The organism is Ruegeria sp. CH5, assembly GCF_056537025.1.
In genome coordinates, this window is the sequence record NZ_JBQFQT010000003.1 from 337,058 (window position 1) to 355,484 (window position 18,427).

Genomic DNA, 18,427 nt, shown 5'->3' on the forward strand with positions numbered 1-18,427 from the left:
TGTCCTCAGCCCATCGGGTGCCGGTAGCCGGCCGAGTATGCCCCGGTGACGAAATGTTCCAACTGCCGCTCGATATCGCCCAGCAGCGACGACGCGCCGAACCGGAACAGGTCGGGTTGCAGCCAGCGGTCGCCCAGCTCGTCCTTGATCAGCGACAGGTAGACCAGTGCGTCCTTGGCCTTGGAAATCCCGCCGGCGGGCTTGTAGCCCACGCGATAGCCGGTGCGGTCATAGTAGTCACGGATCGCGCGGATCATCACCAGCGACACGGGCAGGGTGGCGTTGACGCTTTCCTTGCCGGTCGAGGTCTTGATGAAATCCGCCCCGGCCATCATGCAGACCAGCGAGGCGCGCGCCACGTTGCGCAGGCTGCCCAGTTCGCCGGTGGCCAGAATGGCCTTTACATGCGCCTCGCCGCAGGCCGCACGAAACGCCTTCATTTCGTCATACAGCGCCTGCCAGTTGCCCTGCAGCACATGGCGGCGCGAGATCACGATGTCGATCTCCTCGGCCCCGGCCTTCACGCTCTCCTCGATCTCGGCCACGCGCAGGTGAAAGGGCGACAGGCCCGCCGGAAAGCCGGTGGACACGGCCGCGACCGGAATGCCGGTGCCTGTCAGCGCATCCACCGCCGTTTCGATCATGTCGTGATAGACACAGACTGCGCCGGTGGTGATCGGCGGCATGTCCAGCGCCCTCAGCAGGGCGGGGGACACCGGCTGCCGGGCCTTGGCGCACAGGCGGCGCACGCGGCCCTCGGTGTCATCGCCGGACAGGGTGGTCAGGTCGATCATGGTGATCGCCTTCAGCAGCCAGGCGGCCTGATGCTCTTTCTTGACCGACCGGCGCCCGGGCAGGGTCGCGGCCCGGCGCTCGATGGCCGAGGTGTTGGCCTGCACGGCGCGCACCCAGTCGAGGTCCAGATCCATGCCAGGGTTTCGGGGCTCGGTCACTTGCGGCAGATGCGCGGTGCGCACGGGGCTTTCTGAGCTCTGCGTATCCATTGTCACGTCCTTTGGGAGGTTTGCGCCAAAATCGCACGGGAAACGGCCAAAGGAAAGGCAAACCGGGCGCCTTCGGCCATTTTTTTGACCAAATGGACAAATTCGGCTTTTTCTTGCGAGTAATTCGCAACGCGGTTGACTTAGTTGCGAATGGTTCGCATATTCATTCTCAACTGGTACTCGGAACGAGGTCACATATGATTCGCCGCAGTTTTCTTTTTGCCCTTGCTCTTGGTGCCGCGCTGCCCTTGGCGGCGTGGGCCGAGGCGCCGCTGAAGGTCGTGGCGACGACCGGAATGATTGCGGACGCCGTGCAGCAGGTCGGCGGTGATCAGGTCGAGGTCAAAGGGCTGATGGGTCCCGGTGTCGACCCGCACGGCTATCGCCAGACACGCAGCGATATCGTTGCCGCGACAAGGGCCGACCTGGTCTTGTGGCACGGCTTGTATCTTGAGGCGCAGATGGAAGACTTCTTCCACGACCTCGGGCGCAAACGCAAAGTCGTTGCCGTGGCGGATGCCATCGACAAGCAGAAACTGCGTGCGCATGCCGACTATGCCGACAAATATGATCCACATGTGTGGATGAGCCCGGTCTTGTGGAAGGATGTCGTCGTCGAGGTGCAAAAGGCGCTGACCGACGTGCGGCCAGACTCCGCCGCTTATTTCGCCGCCAACGCCCAGCGTTTTCTGGCTGGAATTGACCAGTTGGACGCTTATGGGAAAAAGGTGCTGACCCAGGTACCCGAAGACAACCGGGTGCTGGTCACTGCCCATGACGCCTTTGCCTATTTCGGCGAGGAATTCGGGTTCGAAGTGTTGGGGATACAGGGTATCTCGACCCAGTCCGAGGCGGGGCTGAACCGGATCGGAGAATTGGTCAACACTTTGGTCGAGCGCAATCTGACCGCCGTCTTCGTTGAAAGCTCGGTCTCGGATCGGTCGATGCGGGCATTGATCGAGGGGGCGGCGGCGAAGGGTCATACCGTCTCGGTCGGGGGTGAGTTGTATTCGGACGCCATGGGCGAGCCGGGCACCTATGAGGGCACCTATATCGGGATGCTGGATCACAACATCACGGTCATTGCACGGGGCTTGGGTGCGGATGTGCCCGAACGCGGCATGTCCGGCAAGCTGTCGGCGGGGCTCTGACCATGTTGGAGCTTGCGGCTGGCAAATCGTCATCAAACGGGGACCTGACGGTGCAGGACAGCCCGCTCGTGATCCGGGGGATGACAGTATCCTACGGTCAGAAACCGGCCATTTTCTCGGTAGACATGACGGTGCAACCCGGAGCCATGACGGCCATCATCGGACCGAACGGCGCTGGCAAATCGACGCTGCTGAAGGCGGCGCTGGGTATCGTCAAGCCGCTGTCGGGACAGGTGCTGGTGTTCGGCAAGGCGTTGGACCGGCAGCGGGCCCGAATCGCCTATGTGCCGCAGCGCGCCAGCGTTGATTGGGATTTCCCGACGCGTGTCATCGACGTGGTCCTGATGGGCCTGTCACGGGAACTGGGCTTGCTGGGCCGGGCCCGGATGCGACACATGGCCCACGCGATGGAGTGTCTGCATCGGGTCGGGATGCACGAGTTTGCGGACCGCCAGATCGGCCAGCTTTCGGGTGGTCAGCAGCAACGGGTGTTCCTGGCGCGCGCACTTGCTCAGGATGCCGATCTGTACCTGCTGGATGAACCGTTTGCCGGGGTCGATGCCGCCACCGAAAAAGCCATCATCTCGGTCCTCAAATCCCTGAAGGAAGGCGGCAAGACGGTGGTCGTGGTCCACCATGACCTTGCCACGGTCACGGATTATTTCGACCACGTGTTCCTGATCAATACCCGCAAGGTCGCTGAGGGCCCGGTGGAGCAGGCCTTTACCGCCGAAACTCTTCAGGCCGCGTACGGGGGGCGGCTTGCCACCGCCCAGATCAACCAGATCTCGGGCACTGCGGGCTGACACATGCTGTGGGACGCACTGACCCTGCAATTGGGGTACAACGCCACCTTGGTTGCCATCGGGGCCACGCTGCTTGGGTTTTCGGCTGGCGTGACAGGCACCTTCCTGTTTCTGCGCAAGCGGGCGCTGGTCAGTGACGCCATCAGCCATGCGACCCTCCCGGGCGTCTGCATCGCCTTTATGGTTTTGGTGGCGCTGGGCGGAACCGGGCGAAACCTGATCGGACTGCTGTCCGGCTCCGCGATTTCGGCCGCCGTGGGTCTGTTGTGCATGAACTGGCTGATCCGCCGCACCCGTCTGGCCGAAGACGCGGCGATCGGGGCGGTCCTGTCGGTCTTCTTCGGCTTCGGTATCGTTCTGCTGACAATCATCCAGACCATGGGGGTGGGCCGACAGGCCGGGCTTGAGGGGTTCTTGCTGGGCTCGACGGCCGGGATGCTGTGGTCTGACGCTCTGATCATCGCGATCGGCGGCGCTGCAACGCTGCTGCTTGTGTTGATCATCCGCCGCCCCATGATGATGGTGGCGTTCGATTCCGAATATGCGGCCGCCTTGGGGCTGCCCGTGCATCGCATCGACCTTGCGATGATGGGGCTTGTCATGGCGGTCACGGTTGTCGGGCTTAAGATCGTCGGATTGATCCTGATCGTGGCTTTGCTGATCATACCCGCGGTCACGGCGCGGTTCTGGTCGGACCGGTCCGACCATGTGGTGCTGTTGTCTGGGGTCATCGGCGGGTTGTCGGGCTATCTGGGTGCGGCGGTGTCCGCCTCAGCGCCCAACTTGCCGACCGGACCGATCATCGTCCTGTTCAGCTTTGGCTTCTTTGTTGTATCTCTGTTTCTTGCTCCGGTGCGCGGCGTGTTGGCCGCGATCGTGCGGCATCTGCGGTTCCAGCGGCGGGTTCACATCCGTCAGGGGTTGCTGGCGCTTGCGCAAGGCCAGAACATCTATGAGTCCTACACTTTGCGCCTGCTGCGTCGGGCTGGACTGGCCCGGCCCGACGGGGTGGCTACGGATGCGGGCAGAGCGCAGGCGGCCAAGGCGCTGCGCGACGAGAAACGCTGGGAAATCGTACGCGCCGACAATGCGCACGAGGCAGCCGCTGCCCTGTATGACGGGTTACGCGACATCGAAACCGTTCTGACCCGGGACCAGATCGACGACATTGACCGCCGCATCGGCGGACCACGGGAGGTTCGCCCATGAGCGGTGAAGAGTTTGTTCCCCTGTCCTTGACGCCGCTGCTGATCGGAACCTTTGCAGCCATCGCCTGCGCATTGCCCGGAAACTTCCTTGTACTCCGCAAACAGGCACTGATCGGCGACGCAATCAGTCATGTGGTTCTGCCCGGAATCGTCGTGGCCTTTCTCGTCACCGGCGCGATCTCGACCTGGCCGATGATGCTGGGCGCCGCCGGCGCGGCGGTTGTCGCCGTTGTGCTGATCGAGACCATCCGGAGGTTGGGCCAGATAGAACCGGGCGCCGCAATGGGCGTCGTATTCACCACTATGTTTGCTGGAGGGGTGCTGCTGTTGGAACAGACCGACACCTCGAGCGTTCATCTGGATGTCGAGCACGCACTCTATGGCAGCCTGGAAAGCCTGATCTGGCTCGACGCGACCGGCTGGTCCTCGCTGCTGGATCCGGTTGCGCTGGCCGGCCTGCCGCCCGAGCTTGCTCGGATCGCCCTGACCCTGGTGGGTGTCAGCCTGTTCGTCTGGCTGTTCTGGCGGCCGCTCAAGATCTCGACATTCGACGAAGGCTTTGCCCGGACGATCGGAATTCGAACCGGGGCGCTGGGAATGGCGCTGGTGATTGCGGCGGCGATTGCGGCCGTAGCCGCGTTTGATGCCGTCGGCTCGATCATCGTGATCGCAATGTTCATCTGCCCGCCGGCCGCCGCCCGGATGATGACCGACCGGCTTGAGACCCAGATTGCCTGGAGTGTTGTCTTCGCCATCCTGTCCGCCGTGTCCGGCTATATTCTTGCTGGGTATGGCCCGCTGTGGTTGGGCGGATCGGACGCCGTCAGTGCGGCCGGGATGATCGCCACAATGTCCGGCCTGATTCTGGCTGTCGCGGCCGTGTTTGGCCCCTGCCGGATGCGCGCTGCGGCGCCGGGTCCGGGCTGACCCGGCGTGTTCCCGCCACCCGCTCCGGTCGGTGATCGGCCAAACTTTGCCCACCAAACGGGGCAAGCGAACCTTAAGCAGATTTGTCCAACGCACCATGTTAGACACCGCGCCATTACACAGTTAATGACCACCACTCACCACGGATCGTCCGGGCAATCGTGAAACTTTTGGCAACCAATTCGGGTTGCGCATCTCGATTGGCCGGGCGATCCGACCCCCTATACCAAAGCAGCGTAAACCGGTGGCAGAATCGTGTGCGATTGTGCTAGGTCTAGCGGTATGGCGCAGGCAAACCCCAATATCAGCGAAAATCGCCCGGTAATCCGGCAACTCGACGAGGCCGCGATCAACCGCATCGCGGCCGGTGAAGTGGTCGAACGCCCCGCTTCCGCCGTCAAGGAACTGGTGGAAAACGCGATCGACGCAGGCGCGACCCGGATCGCCATCGACATCGCCGACGGCGGCAAAACCTTGATTCGCGTCACCGACGACGGGTGCGGCATCGCGCCCGAGGATCTGCCGCTGGCCCTGTCGCGCCACGCGACCTCCAAGATCGACGGGTCGGACCTGCTCAACATCCACACCTTCGGGTTCCGGGGCGAGGCGCTGCCCTCGCTTGGCGCGGTGGGGCGTCTGACCATCACCAGCCGCGCGCCGGGGACCGAGGCGGCCCAGATCCGCGTGGCTGGCGGCAAGATGGAGCCGGTGAAGCCCGCCGCCCTGCGCGCCGGCACCGTGGTCGAGCTGCGCGACCTGTTCTATGCCACGCCCGCGCGACTGAAATTCATGCGCACCGACCGGGCCGAGGCGCAGGCGATCTCGGACACGGTCAAGCGGCTGGCCATGGCGGAACCCTCCATCACCTTCACCCTGCGCGATGTCTCGGGCGGGGGCGAGGGGCGCGTGGTGTTCCGCGCCGACCGTGAGAATGGAGACCTGTTCGACGCGCTGCACGCCCGGCTGGCCCGCATTCTGGGGCGCGAGTTTGCCGAGAATGCCTTGCAGATCGACGCCACCCGCGAGGGGATCCGGCTGTATGGCTATGCCGCGCTGCCGACCTATTCGCGCGGCGCGGCGGTGGCGCAATTCCTGTTCGTCAACGGCCGACCGGTGCGCGACAAGATGCTGACCGGGGCGCTGCGGGCGGCCTATTTCGATTTCCTTAGTCGTGACCGGCACCCGGCGGCGGCGCTGTTCATCGACTGCGAGCCCACCTTGGTGGATGTGAACGTGCACCCCGCGAAATCCGAGGTGCGGTTTCGCGATCCCGGCGTGGCGCGCGGGCTGATCGTCTCGAGCCTGCGGCACGCGCTGGCCGAGGCGGGGCACCGCGCCTCGACCACCGTGGCCAACGCAACGCTGGGTGCGATGCGGCCCGAGCCGGCCCCCGCGATACCCGCGCGGGTCTATCAGATGGACCGGCCCTTGCCCGCGGCGCGGGCCGTGGCCTATCAAGCGCAGGCGCCCGGCTTTGCCGATCTGGCCAATGCCTACAGCGGCAGCGTGGTCGAGCCCGTGGCCGAAGCCGAGCAGCCCGACCAGACCCCGCCCGAGCACCTACCCCTGGGGGCCGCGCGCGGGCAGGTGCATGAAAACTACATCATCGCCCAGACCGCCGACGGCATGGTGATCGTGGACCAGCACGCCGCGCATGAACGGCTGGTCTATGAGAAACTCAAGACACAGATGGCCGAGAACGGCGTGGCCGCGCAGGCGCTGCTGATCCCCGAGATCGTCGAACTGTCCGAGGGCGACTGCGCCCGCCTGCTCGCGGTGGCCGACGACCTGTCGCGCCTGGGCCTGACCATCGAGCCCTTCGGCGGCGGCGCGGTGGCGGTGCGCGAGACCCCGGCCATTTTGGGCGAGGTCAACGCGCGGGCGATGATCCTGGACATTCTGGACGAGCTGGCCGATCAGGGCGAAAGCCAGACGGTGCAGGCGCGGATCGAGGCGATCCTCAGCCGGGTGGCCTGTCATGGCTCGGTCCGCTCGGGCCGCCGGATGCGCGCCGAAGAGATGAACGCCCTGCTGCGCGAGATGGAGGCGACGCCCCATTCCGGCCAGTGCAACCACGGGCGGCCGACATATGTGGAACTGAAGCTGAGCGATATCGAACGGTTGTTCGGCCGCAGTTGATCCGGCCGCCGGTCGGCGGTAGAAAAGAAGAAACAAAACAAGAACGCGCAGGTTGAGATGATCGAGATTGCAGGCACCCCATATTCTTTGGAAGATCCCATGGTGATGGCCGCCCTGATCGGGGCGGGGGTGGTTCTGCTGATCCTCGTTCTGCTGTTTCTGGCCCTGCGCGCGGCCAACCGCTCGGCCCGGATGGCCGAGCCACTGGCGCAGCAGCTGGCCTATCTGGGCCAGCATGTGCAGCAGTTGGGGCAGGGGCAGGAGCAATTGCGCGGCGGGTTGCAGCATGTCTCGGACACGCAGGCCAATGCGCAGGTGCAGGTGATCCAGACGGTCGAGTCGCGCCTGTCGGCGGTGCAGCAGCACATGAACGACCGGCTGGCCGACAACGCCATGAAATCCGCCCGCGCGCTGGCCGAAATGCAGGAGCGGATGAAGGAAACCCTGCATGGGTCGTCGAAGCAGACAGCGACCTCGCTGACCCAGCTGCAAGAGCGTCTAGCCGCCATCGACAAGGCGCAGGACAACATCACCAAGCTGTCGGGCGACGTGCTGTCGCTGCAGGACATCCTGTCGAACAAGCAGACCCGCGGTGCCTTCGGCGAGATCCAGTTGAACGACATCGTGTCCAAGGCGCTGCCCTCGGACAGCTATGTGCTGCAGGCGACCCTGTCGAACGGCAAACGCGCCGACTGCCTGATCCGCCTGCCCAACCCGCCGGGGCCCATCGTGATCGACAGCAAGTTCCCGCTTGAGGCCTATGAGGCGCTGGTGGGCGCGGGCAATGACATGGAGTTGAAGGCGGCGGTGCAGATGTTCCGCAGCACGGTGCGCAAGCACATCACGGACATCTCGACCAAGTACATCCTGGATGGTGAAACCGCCGACGGGGCGCTGATGTTCCTGCCCTCCGAGGCTGTCTATGCCGAGTTGCACGCCAAGTTTCCCGAACTGGTGCAGGAGAGTTTCTCGAAACGGGTCTGGATCGTCTCGCCGACCACCTGCATGGCCACGCTGAACACGATGCGGGCCATCCTCAAGGACGCGCGGATGCGCGAACAGGCGGGCGCGATCCGCAAGGAGCTTGGCCTGCTGCACAAGGATGTGGAACGCCTCGGAGAACGGGTCGGCAACTTGGATCGTCACTTTGGACAAGCGGCCAAGGATATCTCGGAAATCAAGATCAGCGCCGAAAAGGCCGGTCGCCGCGCGCAGCGGCTGGACAATTTCGATTTCGAGGAACTGGCCCCCGAGGACCACGCCAACGTGGTGCCGCTGGGCAAGTCCGAGGGCTGAGGCCTACTGGATCGACAGGTCCAGATTGTAGCCGACGGTCTTGCCGGTGTCGCGGTCGTTGCCCATCAGGTAGACGCGGATGGTATAGTCTCCATCCTCGGGCAGGGTGATCCGGGCTGTGTTGCCGTCGATCGAGCCGTTGTAGATCGCGACCCCGTCGCTGCCCGGCGGCAGGATGTTGAAGTAGACTACGCCGCTGCCGTTGGTATCACTGACCTGAAGTTCGGCAAACAATTCCTGCCCGCCTTTCGCACCCAGCACGTAGTCGAAATATTCATCACCCGTAATGGTGCCGTTGACCATTGTGCCAAAATTTCCGGGCTGGAATTCCACCTCGGCTGTCCTTTGGGCCGATGCGGGCACGGCCACAACGGCAATGAACAGGGCTGCCAGAGCTTGTTTCAACATTCTGAATATCCTCCCGGTGATTCCCGGCTGCAAGCCTAGCACAAGCGAGAGGCCGTTCAGATTCGCAGGAAGGGCTGCACCAATCGTGGGATAAGGCTGTTGAACTTCAGCGGAGCGTCGGTCACCGCCAAGCAGATGCAGTCCTCGGACATGTCGGCCACTGGTGTGTGTTCCAGATCCTCGTCTGCAATCTCGACATCGCCGCGGGCGAAATGATCCACCTCGTCGGAAAACGCGCCTTGCAAAACCATGGTCAGTTCCATGCCCTTGTGGCCGTGGTCCGGTACCGCGGCACCGGCCGGAATGAACAACAGGCGTGCCGTGGCATCGCGCGAGGTTGGCAGAATGGCCTGCTTGACGCCCATGCCAATCGGCTTCCAGCGGATGCTGTTCACGTCACCGCCGACGTAATCCTGCAACGGGGCCGGCAGCACGTCGCATTTCGCGCGCGCAGGCTTGGGGGTCGGCGCACCCTGCGCGATCAGAGCCATTGTCGACGACAGGGCATCCGCGGACAAAGGCGCGGCTTCGACCTGGTCCTCAAGCATGTGTCCGCCCACCGCGTCATAACTCTCGGCGCGGGCGCGACAATGGTCGCACAGGGACAGGTGGGTCGCGACCATCAGGTCGAACGCTTCGGGCAGTGTGCCCGAGGCGTAGGCCATCAGCAGGTCGTCCGTCAGGTGATGTTTGATCTCGTTGCTCATCTCTATCATCTCAGTTCATCGCGTGGCGCAAGCGGTCCAGCGCCAGCCGTATTCTCGATTTGATGGTGCCCAACGGAAGCCCGGTCTGCGAGGCGATCTCGCGATGGCTCAGGTCACCAAAATATGCCTTCTCTATCAGTTCTCGCTGTGCCTCGGGCAATTGCAGCAGGGCCGTCTTAAGTTGCGCCGTTTCCTGTTGCAGCGCGATTACGTCTTCCTGTTCGGGTTCCGCTTCGGGACCCCATGTCAGTTCTTCCGGTTCAGGACGCCGCTGTTTGCGAATGGCGTCGATGCGTTTGTTCCGCGCGATCGTAAAGACCCATGTCGCCACGGTCGCCCGTGACGGATCAAACAGATGCGCCTTGTGCCACAACGTGGCCATGACTTCCTGCGCGCACTCCTCGGCCAACGTCGCGTCCGAACCCGACCGGATCAGGAACGCTTTGACCCGAGGGGCAAAGTGCTGGAACAGTTCGGCAAACGCCGCCTGATCCTGCGACTGCCGGATGCGTTGGACGTGGGACACCCACTCGCATTTTGCCGCGCCATTATTCTTCGTACCGTTCACCGACGATCCCTTGGTTCGTTTCGTACCGCGCCCAGCCTGCCGCGCCGCCGGGGCGGTCGCGACATCGTTCGGAACAACGGTGTCCATCTCGGTAAACATAACTGTATTACGCTGCCGCACCCAAGTCGGATCACGCCTGACCGAGATTTTTGATCCGGTCGCGCGTTTTTTTCGTATCATGACCATGGATGTTCGCTGAAAAACCCAGCCGATCCAGAATGTTGACCGCTAGAAAAGATCAGTCCGACCATGCCAGAAATCGACTTCGTTCCGGCCCATACCTTTCACGGACGGAAAGGCGCCATCGAGAACGCTTTTCGCTACTCGGTCGACTACATCCTACTTGATCCAGAAAAGGCAGCGGAAACGCCCGCATTGTTTTCGGTGGACAAACCCAACCTAACTGGATGGCGGACCCGCGATCATGGAGGGGAGCCCGGTGTTGGTCGGGGTGCCCCGTGGCTCCGCGACAGCCTGCGGGCCATGCAAATCCCCCAACCCGCGCAGGTGCTGTTGCTGACCCAACCCCGGGTGCTGGGCCACGTATTCAACCCGGTCAGTTTCTGGTTTTGCCTGAATGACGCAGGCGCACTGTTTGCCGTGGTGGCCGAGGTCACCAACACTCATGGAACGCGGCACAGCTATGTCTGCCACAAGCCGGGGTTTGACGTGATCGCTCCTTCTGACCGGATTTGCGCGACCAAGGTCATGCATGTCTCGCCCTTTCAAAAGATCGAGGGCACCTACACTTTCCGGTTCGACCTGCGCCCGGACCGGGTCGGGGTTTGGATCGACTACGGCCGCGACGGGGGCGGTTTGATTGCCACGCTCACGGGCATCCGGCAACCTCTCACCAATGGCGCGATCCTTCGTTCGCTGCTGCGACGCCCGTTTGGCGCGCGGCGGGCGGTTGCATTGATCCACTGGCAGGCGCTGAAACTGTGGGTCAAGAAGGCCACCTTCCGACCGTTCCGCACCGCACCGGTGCCATCTCACCCCGTCTCGCGCCCGCACGAGTGACGATCTGCAGTTTGCGCAAGATCAAGGACGCAGGCGCTGTGCAATGGTTGAGATGGACTCCAATTGCGGACAGAGGAGTTGAAACCAATGCTGGAAATCTCGCCAACCAAAGTCGCCCAGGTCGCCATGATGGGCCGCGAACTGGATCGCGCCGAGGGCGAGCTGCGGGCTTTTATCGATCGCATGGACGAGGACGAGCAAGCCGAGTTGGTCGCGATCATGTGGATTGGACGTGAAAGCTTTTTCCCGGACGACCTCAGCGAGGCGATCGCTACGGCCAAGGCCGAGGCCTCGACGCCATGTGCCGATTACCTCATCGGCACGCCGCATCTGTCGGATCACCTTGAGAACGGGTTGGACGCGCTGGGCATCTCGGCCGAAGATGTCGAGAACGACCTGATGTAGACTTGGTCGCCCGCACGGTGTTTCTGCGCTATGCTCCGGGGCAGAGGGCGCCGTGTATTGCACAGCGCCCGGTCCACAGCAGGGGCGCCAGATGCCGCGTATGTTGAAGACGATATTGGTGTTGGCCCTTATGTCCGTTCCGGCGTGGCCGCAGCGTCCGGCGCTGGCCTGCACCGTTTGTCTGGCACTTCCCGAAAACTCTCTGGCCGACCGGTTGTTGTCTGCTTCGGTCATCGTTCTGGCCGCGCCCGCGCCCGACGACCCGTTCCGCTATGCACCCGTCGGGTTGCTGAAAGGCAGTTGGGACGAGGTTGCGGACCTCCCCCAGATACCGTTTCTGGTGGACAGCAGCACGCGGAATGCTCTGCGGGCCGATCCTGACCGGGTGGTCCTGATGATCTATGGCCCAGGCCGCCGAGACAAGGCCGGGCGCGCCTTTGATCAGTCCTGGACCAAGGGATTTCTGATGACGCCGCAGCGGGCCGATTTTGTTGCCGAGGTACAGGCGCAAGGCCAAGGCTGGCGGTTGGACGGATCCCGATCCGCCGAGCGCGCCGCGTTTTTTGCGGCCTATCTGAATTCCGGAGACCGGTTGTTGCGGAACACCGCTCTCATCGAACTCCACCGGGCACCCTATGCGTCTGTGCGCGGCCTGCGCGACGCTGCTGCAACCCCGGATCTTCTGCGCGATTTGCGGAGCCTGAATCGCGTAGCCTATGCCCCGGCAACGATCCGGCTGCTGGGCCTGCAATCTGATCCGGCCGCGGCAGAGGCGGTGCGCGCGGTCTATCCAAAGGCGGTCGCCACCGGAGGGTTCAACCTGCGCGAATGGGCGCTTGCCGGTATCGAAATCGACGGCGACCAAGCCCTGAATACGATCCAGGAGGCTCTGACCGCCAGCCCGCTTACCCCACAGGATCGGCAGGCGATCATCGCGGCGCTGATCGACGGCGGCGATGCGATGCCGGAACACCGCGGGAAGATCCTGGATATCTTTGTCGGTGAGATAGCGCGCGACCAAAGCACGGCCGGGCAGATCGCCCTGGCCACGCGCGATTGGGGGGATGATACGCTTGCCCCTGCGCTGCGGGCGCTTCTGGCTGACCCGCAGATCGACCCCGCCACCGCCTTCGCCATCCGGGTGGCCCTGCCATCCGGTCAGTGACCCCGCCCACCCTTACGTTAGGTTAACAAAGCTTAATCCGTTGGTCCGGAACCGTTAATGCGGCGTCCTTTTATCTGATGACAGTACTGCGATGCAGTTCGGATTTCAGGAGGACAAACCAATGGCAACCGCACAAACCACACAGTCGAACCACAGCCTGTTTCATGACCTTTTTGCAAAATACGCCGAGGCCAAGACCGAACGGTTTCGGAAGCAGATCTTTGCGAAGACGGTCCGTGACCTCGAACGCCTGAGCGACCAGCAGCTCCACGATATCGGCATCAGCCGCTCAGACATTCCCCAAACGGCCTATCAGAGCGTCTATCAGCGCGCCGCGTTGACGCAGTAACCGGTGCCGCGCCCCACCAGGACACCGGCCAAACAGGGAGGAAACAGCCGATGCTCGACACAATGCAACCGACTCAACAACCCTGCCCATCCGCCAGCGCGCTGCTTCTGTTCGACCGCGCCATGCGCATCCGGGCGGTCAAGGATGACATCGTACGCGCAGCGCAACATCTGAGTGGTCTGGATGACCGGCAGCTATCCGAGCTTGGCATCAACCGCAGCGATCTTGAGGAAACGATCGAGCGCTACATCTGAATCACAGGCGCCGATCCAACGGTTGGTGAAAACACCAGTAAAAAGCCATTCCGGTGCGTCCGGAATGGCTTTTTGGTTGGGTTAACCCAGGTGGTCGACCACCTGCAGGTGCTGTGCCAGCTTGTCGATCTCGGCCATCCAGCTCTGAACCAGTTTCGGATCGCTGGGCGCGGCATGGACACCGGCGGGAATGGCGCGGTCCTGCACCGCCTCGACCGCAAGCGAGACCGGGATCGACACCAGACGCGCCATCGCGCTGCCGCGTGCGTCGCCCCAGGCGTCCATCACATAGGTCTTGTGCCAGACCGGTACGCCGTCCTTCTCGGCCTTCAGGCCGACGCAGAGCACGACGCGGTCGGGCTCGCCCTCCTCATAGGCGTTCTCGGCCCAGAACTGGTCGGACATTTCCTTGAGCCTGGCATCGCCCTCGGGGCCTTCCAGCGTTTCGATTTCGCGGAACACGTCCGACCACGCATCCGACCAGCCGTTCAGCCGCAGAGTGCCGCGGACGAATTCCTTGACCGGCCAGTGCTCCTCGAAATGGTACTGCTGCATGAAGGGGATCGAGTCGCGGTTCGGATAGACCTCGAAGCTTTCGGGCGCGGGCAGCGGCGCGACATAGGTGCTGATCGCGTCCCAGGGCCGGGCCACGTCCAGCGGGGCATAGTCGCGGATCGACCGCGAGGGCGAGCGCAGCGCCTTGAGCACGCCCAGGGGCGACCAGCTGAACTTGTAGCGGAACGGGTTGGGGTTCTTGGGGATGCCGCCGCAATAGGAAATGAAGCTGAGGTGGTTTTCCGGGTCGAAGGCGTCGGACGCGCGGTAGTCATCGACCAGCGCATGGGCCATCAGGTGGTCGATGCCGGGGTCCAGCCCGACCTCGTTGACCAGCGCGACGCCGGCTTCGCGGGCCTTGTCGTCCAGCGCGCGCATCTCGGGCGCGATATACGAGGACGAGACGAAATGCGCGCCCTTCGCGATCGCCAGTTCCGCCAGCGGCACGTGCCAGTCGCCCGGCAGCATCGAGACGATCACGTCGCCCTTTTCCAGCACCGCGCTCAGAGCATCAATGTCGAAGGCCCGGATGTCGTCGGTCAGGTCGCCGACCTCCGCGCGGGCCTTGTCGACGGTCCGGTTCCAGACGGTGACCTTGTGGCCGGCCTCGATCAGGCGGCGCAGGCCGGGGATGGCCGACAGGCCGGTGCCACACCAGTGAATCGTCATGGCTCAGATCCTTTCGATATGGGATTTGAAGGTGTCCTCGGCCCGCGCCCAAACGCCCGAGGTCAGGTCTGTCAGGGTCAGCAACGAGGGCAGAAGTTGCGCGGCGTAGTCTTCCGAGCTTTCGACCGGCAGCATTGAGGGCAGGTTGTCGATGGCCATCACGTCCAGCACCGGGTCGGTGGCCACGCGCAGGGCGGGTTCTTCCCAGGTTGTGGCGCGGTCATAGACCGGCACCGGGTTGTAGTCGCTGTCGGGGTCGCAGGCCACGTCGCCGATAGCGGTCAGCTTGCGCGGGGCATTCAGCGCCTCCCGCGGGACGAAGACCGGGGTGCCGGGGCGCGCGAAGATGCAGTTGAGGAAGATGTCGTGTGCAAGGATCTCCGGGAACGGCCCGCCATCGGCGGTTTCGGCCATGTCCCACTTGGTCACCTCGACCCCCATCGCCTCGCACAGATCGGACGCGCCGGTGCCGACCCTTCCAAGCGCGCCGATGACGATGGCGCGGGGGCGGGGAGCGCCAGTGGCGTCCAACTCGGCCAGAAGTTCGGCGTTCAACGCGTCCTTGCCGGGATAGACGCCGACGGGGCCGCAGATCGCGCCGCGCTGCTGCGCCGCCCAAGTCTTGAGCGTGACCGCCGCGCCGGCATACCCGGCCCAATAGCCGAAGGCCGCGACCCGCCGGCCGTTCTCGTCCACCAGGTATTCCAGGTCATACAGCGTGCCGCCGCCGGCCTTGAAGCGCTCCAGCAGCTTGCGGCCCGAATGCTGACCCTTGAAGGCATGGCCGAACATGATGTGGCGATGCGGCAGAGGCGTACCGTCCTCGGGCAGTTCCTTGAGGCCGAAGATGACCGCATCCAGCGGCGCCTCCGGCCACGAGTTCTCCGGCGCGATTTCGCAGCCCGCGTCGCGGTAGCCGTCGATCGGGATGGCCCGGACATGGCTTTCCTCGACCGTCACGCGGATGCCGGCGGCGATCAGTTGCGCCGCGCCATCGGGCGTCAGGCCCACCCGTTCCTCGTTCGGGCGTTGTTCAGCCCGGACCCAAAGATGTGTCATGCGATGTCCTTTTGTCAGAGCATTCCGGCGGCCCGTACCGCCTGAACCGAGGGTCGGGCCTCCATCGCCGCGCGGAAGGCCTGGATCTTGGGAAAGGCAGTGACATCGACACCGTCACCTTCCAACCAGCTGCAAACTACGTAGAGATAGGCGTCGGCCAGCGAGAATGCCTCGCCCAAAACAAACGGGCCGCGCAGCCCGTTTGACGAGATGTAAGCGCAGGACTCGGTCATCGTCTCGGCCACTTTGCCCTTCATGTCCTGCCAGCTGGACTCCTGATCCGCCCAGCGGTGACCGCGCATCTTGTGCGCATGGTTCACATGCATGGTCGAAGCCAGGTAGTACATCACCTCGCGCATCCGCGCGGCCAGGACCGGATCGTCCGGAACAAGCCCGGCCTTCGGGGCCTTGGCTGCGATGTATTCAAGCAGAGCGCCGGTTTCCGTCAGAATGCCACCATCGACCACCAGAGCGGGAACGCGACCCTTGGGGTTGATCTGCTTGTAGGCCGCCGTCGTCTGCTCGCCCGCTGCGAAGTCGAGCCTGATCGCCTCATAGTCCAGACCGGCTTCCTCCAGCGCGATGACGACGGCGATCGAGATAGTGCGGGGTGCGTAGTAGATCTGCATCTGGGACCTCCGATCCGGTTACAGGTGGGTCTGGGCGAAATGCCGGTCCGGCGCTTCCAGATGTGGAACCGCGTTGAACAGAACCGGGCTCAGGTCCGCTCCGATCGGGTGCAGACGATGCAATGAGGTGTTCATGATGGCAAGGGCCACGCGCGCCATCGCCGGGATGTCCAGCCCCATCGCCTGCCGCACCACCATCGAGATTAACCCACCCGAGGTCACCACGATGGCCGGCCCGTCGCCGTCATGGATTTCGCGCAGAGCGTCCGAGACGCGGGTTTCAAACTGCTCGAAGGTTTCGGGCGCGTTCCGAATGTCGCCGTTGGCCCAGGCCTTGAAGGTCAGCGGCAGGTGCTGAACGAAGCCTTCGCGGTCCGTCGGGATCGTCACGCCGTGCTGTTCCTCGAACAGTTGCGCAAGGGTGAAATACTCGATTTCATTCAGACGTGCATCGCGGACGGGTTCCGGCAGACCCATGCTTGCCGCCGTTTCCACATGCCGGGTCAGGGTGCCGCAAAACACCCGTGGATAATGGGCTTTGGTCTCGCGCAGATGGGCCCCAAGCCAGCGCGCCTGCTGATGCCCAAGCTCGCTGAGCTTGTCATAACTGTCTTCGTCTCGTGCGGTGGTGTTGGCCTGCCCGTGGCGTACCAATGTGATGTATGACATGTCGGTCCCTCTTGGCCCGAAGTCTTAGGGCAGCTTGCCCGCAGGGGCCAGAGGTGTTCGGCCGGTTGCCGTCAAAAAACCGGGACAGCCTGCAACCGGGCTTGCGGGTGGACGGCCCGGCGATAGAGTTCCGGCAAGCGACAAGAAAGGACAGCGCAATGGCCGTGAATGCGCAGAGGTTTCTGGATGATCTGCACAAGCTGCGGGAATTCGGAGCTGCGGGGGTGGGTAAGGGCGTCGTGCGCCCGGCATATTCAGACGCGGACATTGCGGCGCGGCGATGGCTGGCCGACCGGTTTCAGGAGGCCGGGCTGCGACCGCATTTTGATCCGGTCGGAAACCTGTTCGGTCTGGCGTCCGCGCCGTCGCTGTTGATGGGATCGCATTCAGACAGCCAGCCCGAGGGCGGTTGGCTGGATGGCGCGCTGGGTGTGATCGCGGCGTTGGAGCTGGGTCGCTCCAGCCAGCGCCCGATCTCGGTGGTCAGCTTTCAGGATGAGGAAGGCCGGTTCGGCGTCACGACCGGATCAGCCATCTGGTCCGGCAAGTTGCCCCTTGCGCAGGCTGACGACCTGACCGACCACGCGGGCATACGGTTCGGTGACGCGCGCGCTCGGATGCAAAGTCTGATGCAGGATTTTGTGAACCCCGCCCAATTCACGGGGTTCATCGAAATGCATATCGAGCAGGGTCCGATTCTGGATGCCAACGCCGAGGCCATCGGTGTGGTCTCGGACATCGTGGGCATTCGCGACATGGTCATCGAGTTTTCCGGCCAGCAGAACCACGCCGGCACGACGCCGATGCACTTGCGCCGAGACGCGTTCCAGGCTCTGACGATCTTCAATGGCCTGATCAACGAGCGGTTCCGCAACGTGGTGACCCCGCAGACGGTCTGGACGATCGGACACGTCGAACTGTCTCCGAATGCCTCGTCGATCGTTCCTGGCCAAGTCCGTTTCTCGATGCAGTGGCGCGATCAGGACACGGATCGTCTGGCCCGAATGGAAAGCATTGTTCGTACGACCGCCCAAGAGGTCAGTGAAACCATCGGGGGCGATGCGCAGTTCGGGCCGATGCTGGGCATCGAACCGGTTGAAATGGATCCGATATTCCGGCGGTCGCTGGAACACGGAGCCCAGACCGTCGCGCCCGGCAACTGGCGGGTCATGCCATCCGGGGCCTTGCACGATGCGTCGAACGTGGCAGCCCTGATGCCGGTCGGAATGCTGTTCGTGCCATCCATTAACGGTATCAGTCATGACTTCGCGGAGGATACCGCCGAGGCCGATCTGGTGACGGGGCTGAAGGCCTTGGAGGCGGCACTTGCCGATCGCTGAGGTAAGTGACCGCCGACCGCGAATACTGCAATTTCAGCTGTTGCGTAACGGAAAAAAGTTTCCTATACGACACAAAGCTGCAGCATGCAGATGTATACT

The 18,427-nt window shown here is 63.5% G+C and carries 20 protein-coding genes; 12 read left to right on the forward strand and 8 right to left on the reverse strand.

The features are described from left to right. Positions 1-5 precede the first annotated feature (5 nt). The gene (gene deoC / locus ACR0JC_RS11995; protein WP_170342041.1) at positions 6-1,004 is read right to left on the reverse strand and encodes a deoxyribose-phosphate aldolase; all 999 of its coding nucleotides are present in this window, start codon (positions 1,002-1,004) and stop codon (positions 6-8) included. Positions 1,005-1,201: 197 nt separating this feature from the next. On the opposite strand from deoC, the gene ACR0JC_RS12000 reads away from it, so the two are divergent. From ACR0JC_RS12000 to ACR0JC_RS12025, 6 genes are all read left to right on the forward strand, one after another. Then, complete coding sequence (locus tag ACR0JC_RS12000; protein WP_170342043.1) at positions 1,202-2,155, forward strand: metal ABC transporter solute-binding protein, Zn/Mn family; 954 nt, start codon at positions 1,202-1,204, stop codon at positions 2,153-2,155. Between the two features lie 2 nt (positions 2,156-2,157). Further along, the gene (locus tag ACR0JC_RS12005) at positions 2,158-2,961 is read left to right on the forward strand and encodes a metal ABC transporter ATP-binding protein (RefSeq protein WP_170342045.1); all 804 of its coding nucleotides are present in this window, start codon (positions 2,158-2,160) and stop codon (positions 2,959-2,961) included. Between the two features lie 3 nt (positions 2,962-2,964). After that, positions 2,965-4,170 (forward strand): metal ABC transporter permease, encoded by a 1,206-nt coding sequence (locus tag ACR0JC_RS12010; RefSeq protein ID WP_170342047.1) that lies wholly within the window; start codon positions 2,965-2,967, stop codon positions 4,168-4,170. Further along, a complete protein-coding gene (locus ACR0JC_RS12015) occupies positions 4,167-5,096 on the forward strand; it encodes a metal ABC transporter permease (RefSeq protein ID WP_170342049.1) in 930 nt (309 codons plus the stop codon). Before ACR0JC_RS12010 ends, ACR0JC_RS12015 begins: the two co-directional genes overlap by 4 nt. A 282-nt stretch (positions 5,097-5,378) precedes the next feature. Next, positions 5,379-7,235, forward strand: coding sequence for a DNA mismatch repair endonuclease MutL (mutL, locus tag ACR0JC_RS12020; protein WP_480763951.1), 1,857 nt, complete (start codon positions 5,379-5,381; stop codon positions 7,233-7,235). Between the two features lie 57 nt (positions 7,236-7,292). Next, positions 7,293-8,531, forward strand: coding sequence for a DNA recombination protein RmuC (locus ACR0JC_RS12025; RefSeq protein WP_170342053.1), 1,239 nt, complete (start codon positions 7,293-7,295; stop codon positions 8,529-8,531). 3 nt (positions 8,532-8,534) lie between these two features. Here the strand turns inward: ACR0JC_RS12025 and ACR0JC_RS12030 are convergent, their stop codons facing one another. Genes ACR0JC_RS12030 through ACR0JC_RS12040 form a run of 3 tightly spaced genes read right to left on the reverse strand, consistent with a single transcriptional unit; the run spans position 8,535 to position 10,313 of the window. After that, the gene (locus tag ACR0JC_RS12030; RefSeq protein ID WP_170342055.1) at positions 8,535-8,939 is read right to left on the reverse strand and encodes a hypothetical protein; all 405 of its coding nucleotides are present in this window, start codon (positions 8,937-8,939) and stop codon (positions 8,535-8,537) included. A 56-nt stretch (positions 8,940-8,995) separates the two neighbouring features. Further along, a complete protein-coding gene (locus ACR0JC_RS12035; RefSeq protein ID WP_170342057.1) occupies positions 8,996-9,646 on the reverse strand; it encodes a ChrR family anti-sigma-E factor in 651 nt (216 codons plus the stop codon). A 10-nt stretch (positions 9,647-9,656) separates the two neighbouring features. Next, complete coding sequence (locus tag ACR0JC_RS12040; RefSeq protein WP_174822095.1) at positions 9,657-10,313, reverse strand: sigma-70 family RNA polymerase sigma factor; 657 nt, start codon at positions 10,311-10,313, stop codon at positions 9,657-9,659. Between the two features lie 150 nt (positions 10,314-10,463). On the opposite strand from ACR0JC_RS12040, the gene ACR0JC_RS12045 reads away from it, so the two are divergent. The 5 genes from ACR0JC_RS12045 to ACR0JC_RS12065 all read left to right on the forward strand — a co-directional run bounded on the left by ACR0JC_RS12045 (position 10,464) and on the right by ACR0JC_RS12065 (position 13,407). Continuing rightward, a complete protein-coding gene (locus ACR0JC_RS12045) occupies positions 10,464-11,234 on the forward strand; it encodes a DUF1365 domain-containing protein (RefSeq protein ID WP_170342059.1) in 771 nt (256 codons plus the stop codon). 87 nt (positions 11,235-11,321) lie between these two features. Continuing rightward, on the forward strand, positions 11,322-11,639 hold the full coding sequence (locus ACR0JC_RS12050; protein WP_093964170.1) for a DUF3775 domain-containing protein: 318 nt from the start codon (positions 11,322-11,324) through the stop codon (positions 11,637-11,639). A gap of 91 nt (positions 11,640-11,730) precedes the next feature. Further along, a complete protein-coding gene (locus ACR0JC_RS12055) occupies positions 11,731-12,804 on the forward strand; it encodes a hypothetical protein (RefSeq protein ID WP_170342061.1) in 1,074 nt (357 codons plus the stop codon). A 121-nt stretch (positions 12,805-12,925) separates the two neighbouring features. Beyond that, the gene (locus tag ACR0JC_RS12060; RefSeq protein WP_170342063.1) at positions 12,926-13,153 is read left to right on the forward strand and encodes a DUF1127 domain-containing protein; all 228 of its coding nucleotides are present in this window, start codon (positions 12,926-12,928) and stop codon (positions 13,151-13,153) included. 50 nt (positions 13,154-13,203) lie between these two features. Then, positions 13,204-13,407, forward strand: a complete 204-nt coding sequence (locus ACR0JC_RS12065) for a DUF1127 domain-containing protein (protein ID WP_093964173.1) — start codon at positions 13,204-13,206, stop codon at positions 13,405-13,407. Positions 13,408-13,488: 81 nt separating this feature from the next. On the opposite strand, the gene ACR0JC_RS12070 is transcribed toward ACR0JC_RS12065, so the two are convergent. From ACR0JC_RS12070 to ACR0JC_RS12085, 4 genes are read right to left on the reverse strand one after another with little or no spacing between them, the layout of a single operon-like run. Beyond that, the gene (locus tag ACR0JC_RS12070) at positions 13,489-14,631 is read right to left on the reverse strand and encodes a saccharopine dehydrogenase family protein (RefSeq protein ID WP_170342065.1); all 1,143 of its coding nucleotides are present in this window, start codon (positions 14,629-14,631) and stop codon (positions 13,489-13,491) included. 3 nt (positions 14,632-14,634) lie between these two features. Next, on the reverse strand, positions 14,635-15,690 hold the full coding sequence (locus tag ACR0JC_RS12075) for a saccharopine dehydrogenase (RefSeq protein ID WP_170342068.1): 1,056 nt from the start codon (positions 15,688-15,690) through the stop codon (positions 14,635-14,637). Between the two features lie 14 nt (positions 15,691-15,704). Then, the gene (locus ACR0JC_RS12080) at positions 15,705-16,319 is read right to left on the reverse strand and encodes a glutathione S-transferase family protein (protein ID WP_170342070.1); all 615 of its coding nucleotides are present in this window, start codon (positions 16,317-16,319) and stop codon (positions 15,705-15,707) included. 18 nt (positions 16,320-16,337) lie between these two features. Further along, positions 16,338-16,988 (reverse strand): histidine phosphatase family protein, encoded by a 651-nt coding sequence (locus tag ACR0JC_RS12085; RefSeq protein ID WP_170342072.1) that lies wholly within the window; start codon positions 16,986-16,988, stop codon positions 16,338-16,340. Positions 16,989-17,146: 158 nt separating this feature from the next. Between ACR0JC_RS12085 and ACR0JC_RS12090 the strand changes: the two genes are divergently transcribed. Further along, positions 17,147-18,328: a hydantoinase/carbamoylase family amidase gene (locus ACR0JC_RS12090; RefSeq protein ID WP_170342076.1), complete on the forward strand. Its 1,182-nt coding sequence runs from the start codon at positions 17,147-17,149 to the stop codon at positions 18,326-18,328. Positions 18,329-18,427: the final 99 nt, after the last annotated feature.

Coding starts and splice junctions, on each gene's coding strand:
- ACR0JC_RS12040 (WP_174822095.1), bottom strand. CDS start 10,313: ATGTTTACCGAGATGGACACCGTTGTTCCGAACGATGTCGCGACCGCC.
- ACR0JC_RS12010 (WP_170342047.1), top strand. CDS start 2,965: ATGCTGTGGGACGCACTGACCCTGCAATTGGGGTACAACGCCACCTTG.
- ACR0JC_RS12025 (WP_170342053.1), top strand. CDS start 7,293: ATGATCGAGATTGCAGGCACCCCATATTCTTTGGAAGATCCCATGGTG.
- ACR0JC_RS12045 (WP_170342059.1), top strand. CDS start 10,464: ATGCCAGAAATCGACTTCGTTCCGGCCCATACCTTTCACGGACGGAAA.
- ACR0JC_RS12035 (WP_170342057.1), bottom strand. CDS start 9,646: ATGAGCAACGAGATCAAACATCACCTGACGGACGACCTGCTGATGGCC.
- ACR0JC_RS12085 (WP_170342072.1), bottom strand. CDS start 16,988: ATGTCATACATCACATTGGTACGCCACGGGCAGGCCAACACCACCGCA.
- ACR0JC_RS12065 (WP_093964173.1), top strand. CDS start 13,204: ATGCTCGACACAATGCAACCGACTCAACAACCCTGCCCATCCGCCAGC.
- ACR0JC_RS12070 (WP_170342065.1), bottom strand. CDS start 14,631: ATGACGATTCACTGGTGTGGCACCGGCCTGTCGGCCATCCCCGGCCTG.
- ACR0JC_RS12080 (WP_170342070.1), bottom strand. CDS start 16,319: ATGCAGATCTACTACGCACCCCGCACTATCTCGATCGCCGTCGTCATC.
- deoC (WP_170342041.1), bottom strand. CDS start 1,004: ATGGATACGCAGAGCTCAGAAAGCCCCGTGCGCACCGCGCATCTGCCG.
- ACR0JC_RS12030 (WP_170342055.1), bottom strand. CDS start 8,939: ATGTTGAAACAAGCTCTGGCAGCCCTGTTCATTGCCGTTGTGGCCGTG.
- ACR0JC_RS12060 (WP_170342063.1), top strand. CDS start 12,926: ATGGCAACCGCACAAACCACACAGTCGAACCACAGCCTGTTTCATGAC.
- ACR0JC_RS12050 (WP_093964170.1), top strand. CDS start 11,322: ATGCTGGAAATCTCGCCAACCAAAGTCGCCCAGGTCGCCATGATGGGC.
- ACR0JC_RS12005 (WP_170342045.1), top strand. CDS start 2,158: ATGTTGGAGCTTGCGGCTGGCAAATCGTCATCAAACGGGGACCTGACG.
- ACR0JC_RS12055 (WP_170342061.1), top strand. CDS start 11,731: ATGCCGCGTATGTTGAAGACGATATTGGTGTTGGCCCTTATGTCCGTT.
- ACR0JC_RS12075 (WP_170342068.1), bottom strand. CDS start 15,690: ATGACACATCTTTGGGTCCGGGCTGAACAACGCCCGAACGAGGAACGG.
- ACR0JC_RS12015 (WP_170342049.1), top strand. CDS start 4,167: ATGAGCGGTGAAGAGTTTGTTCCCCTGTCCTTGACGCCGCTGCTGATC.
- ACR0JC_RS12000 (WP_170342043.1), top strand. CDS start 1,202: ATGATTCGCCGCAGTTTTCTTTTTGCCCTTGCTCTTGGTGCCGCGCTG.
- mutL (WP_480763951.1), top strand. CDS start 5,379: ATGGCGCAGGCAAACCCCAATATCAGCGAAAATCGCCCGGTAATCCGG.
- ACR0JC_RS12090 (WP_170342076.1), top strand. CDS start 17,147: ATGGCCGTGAATGCGCAGAGGTTTCTGGATGATCTGCACAAGCTGCGG.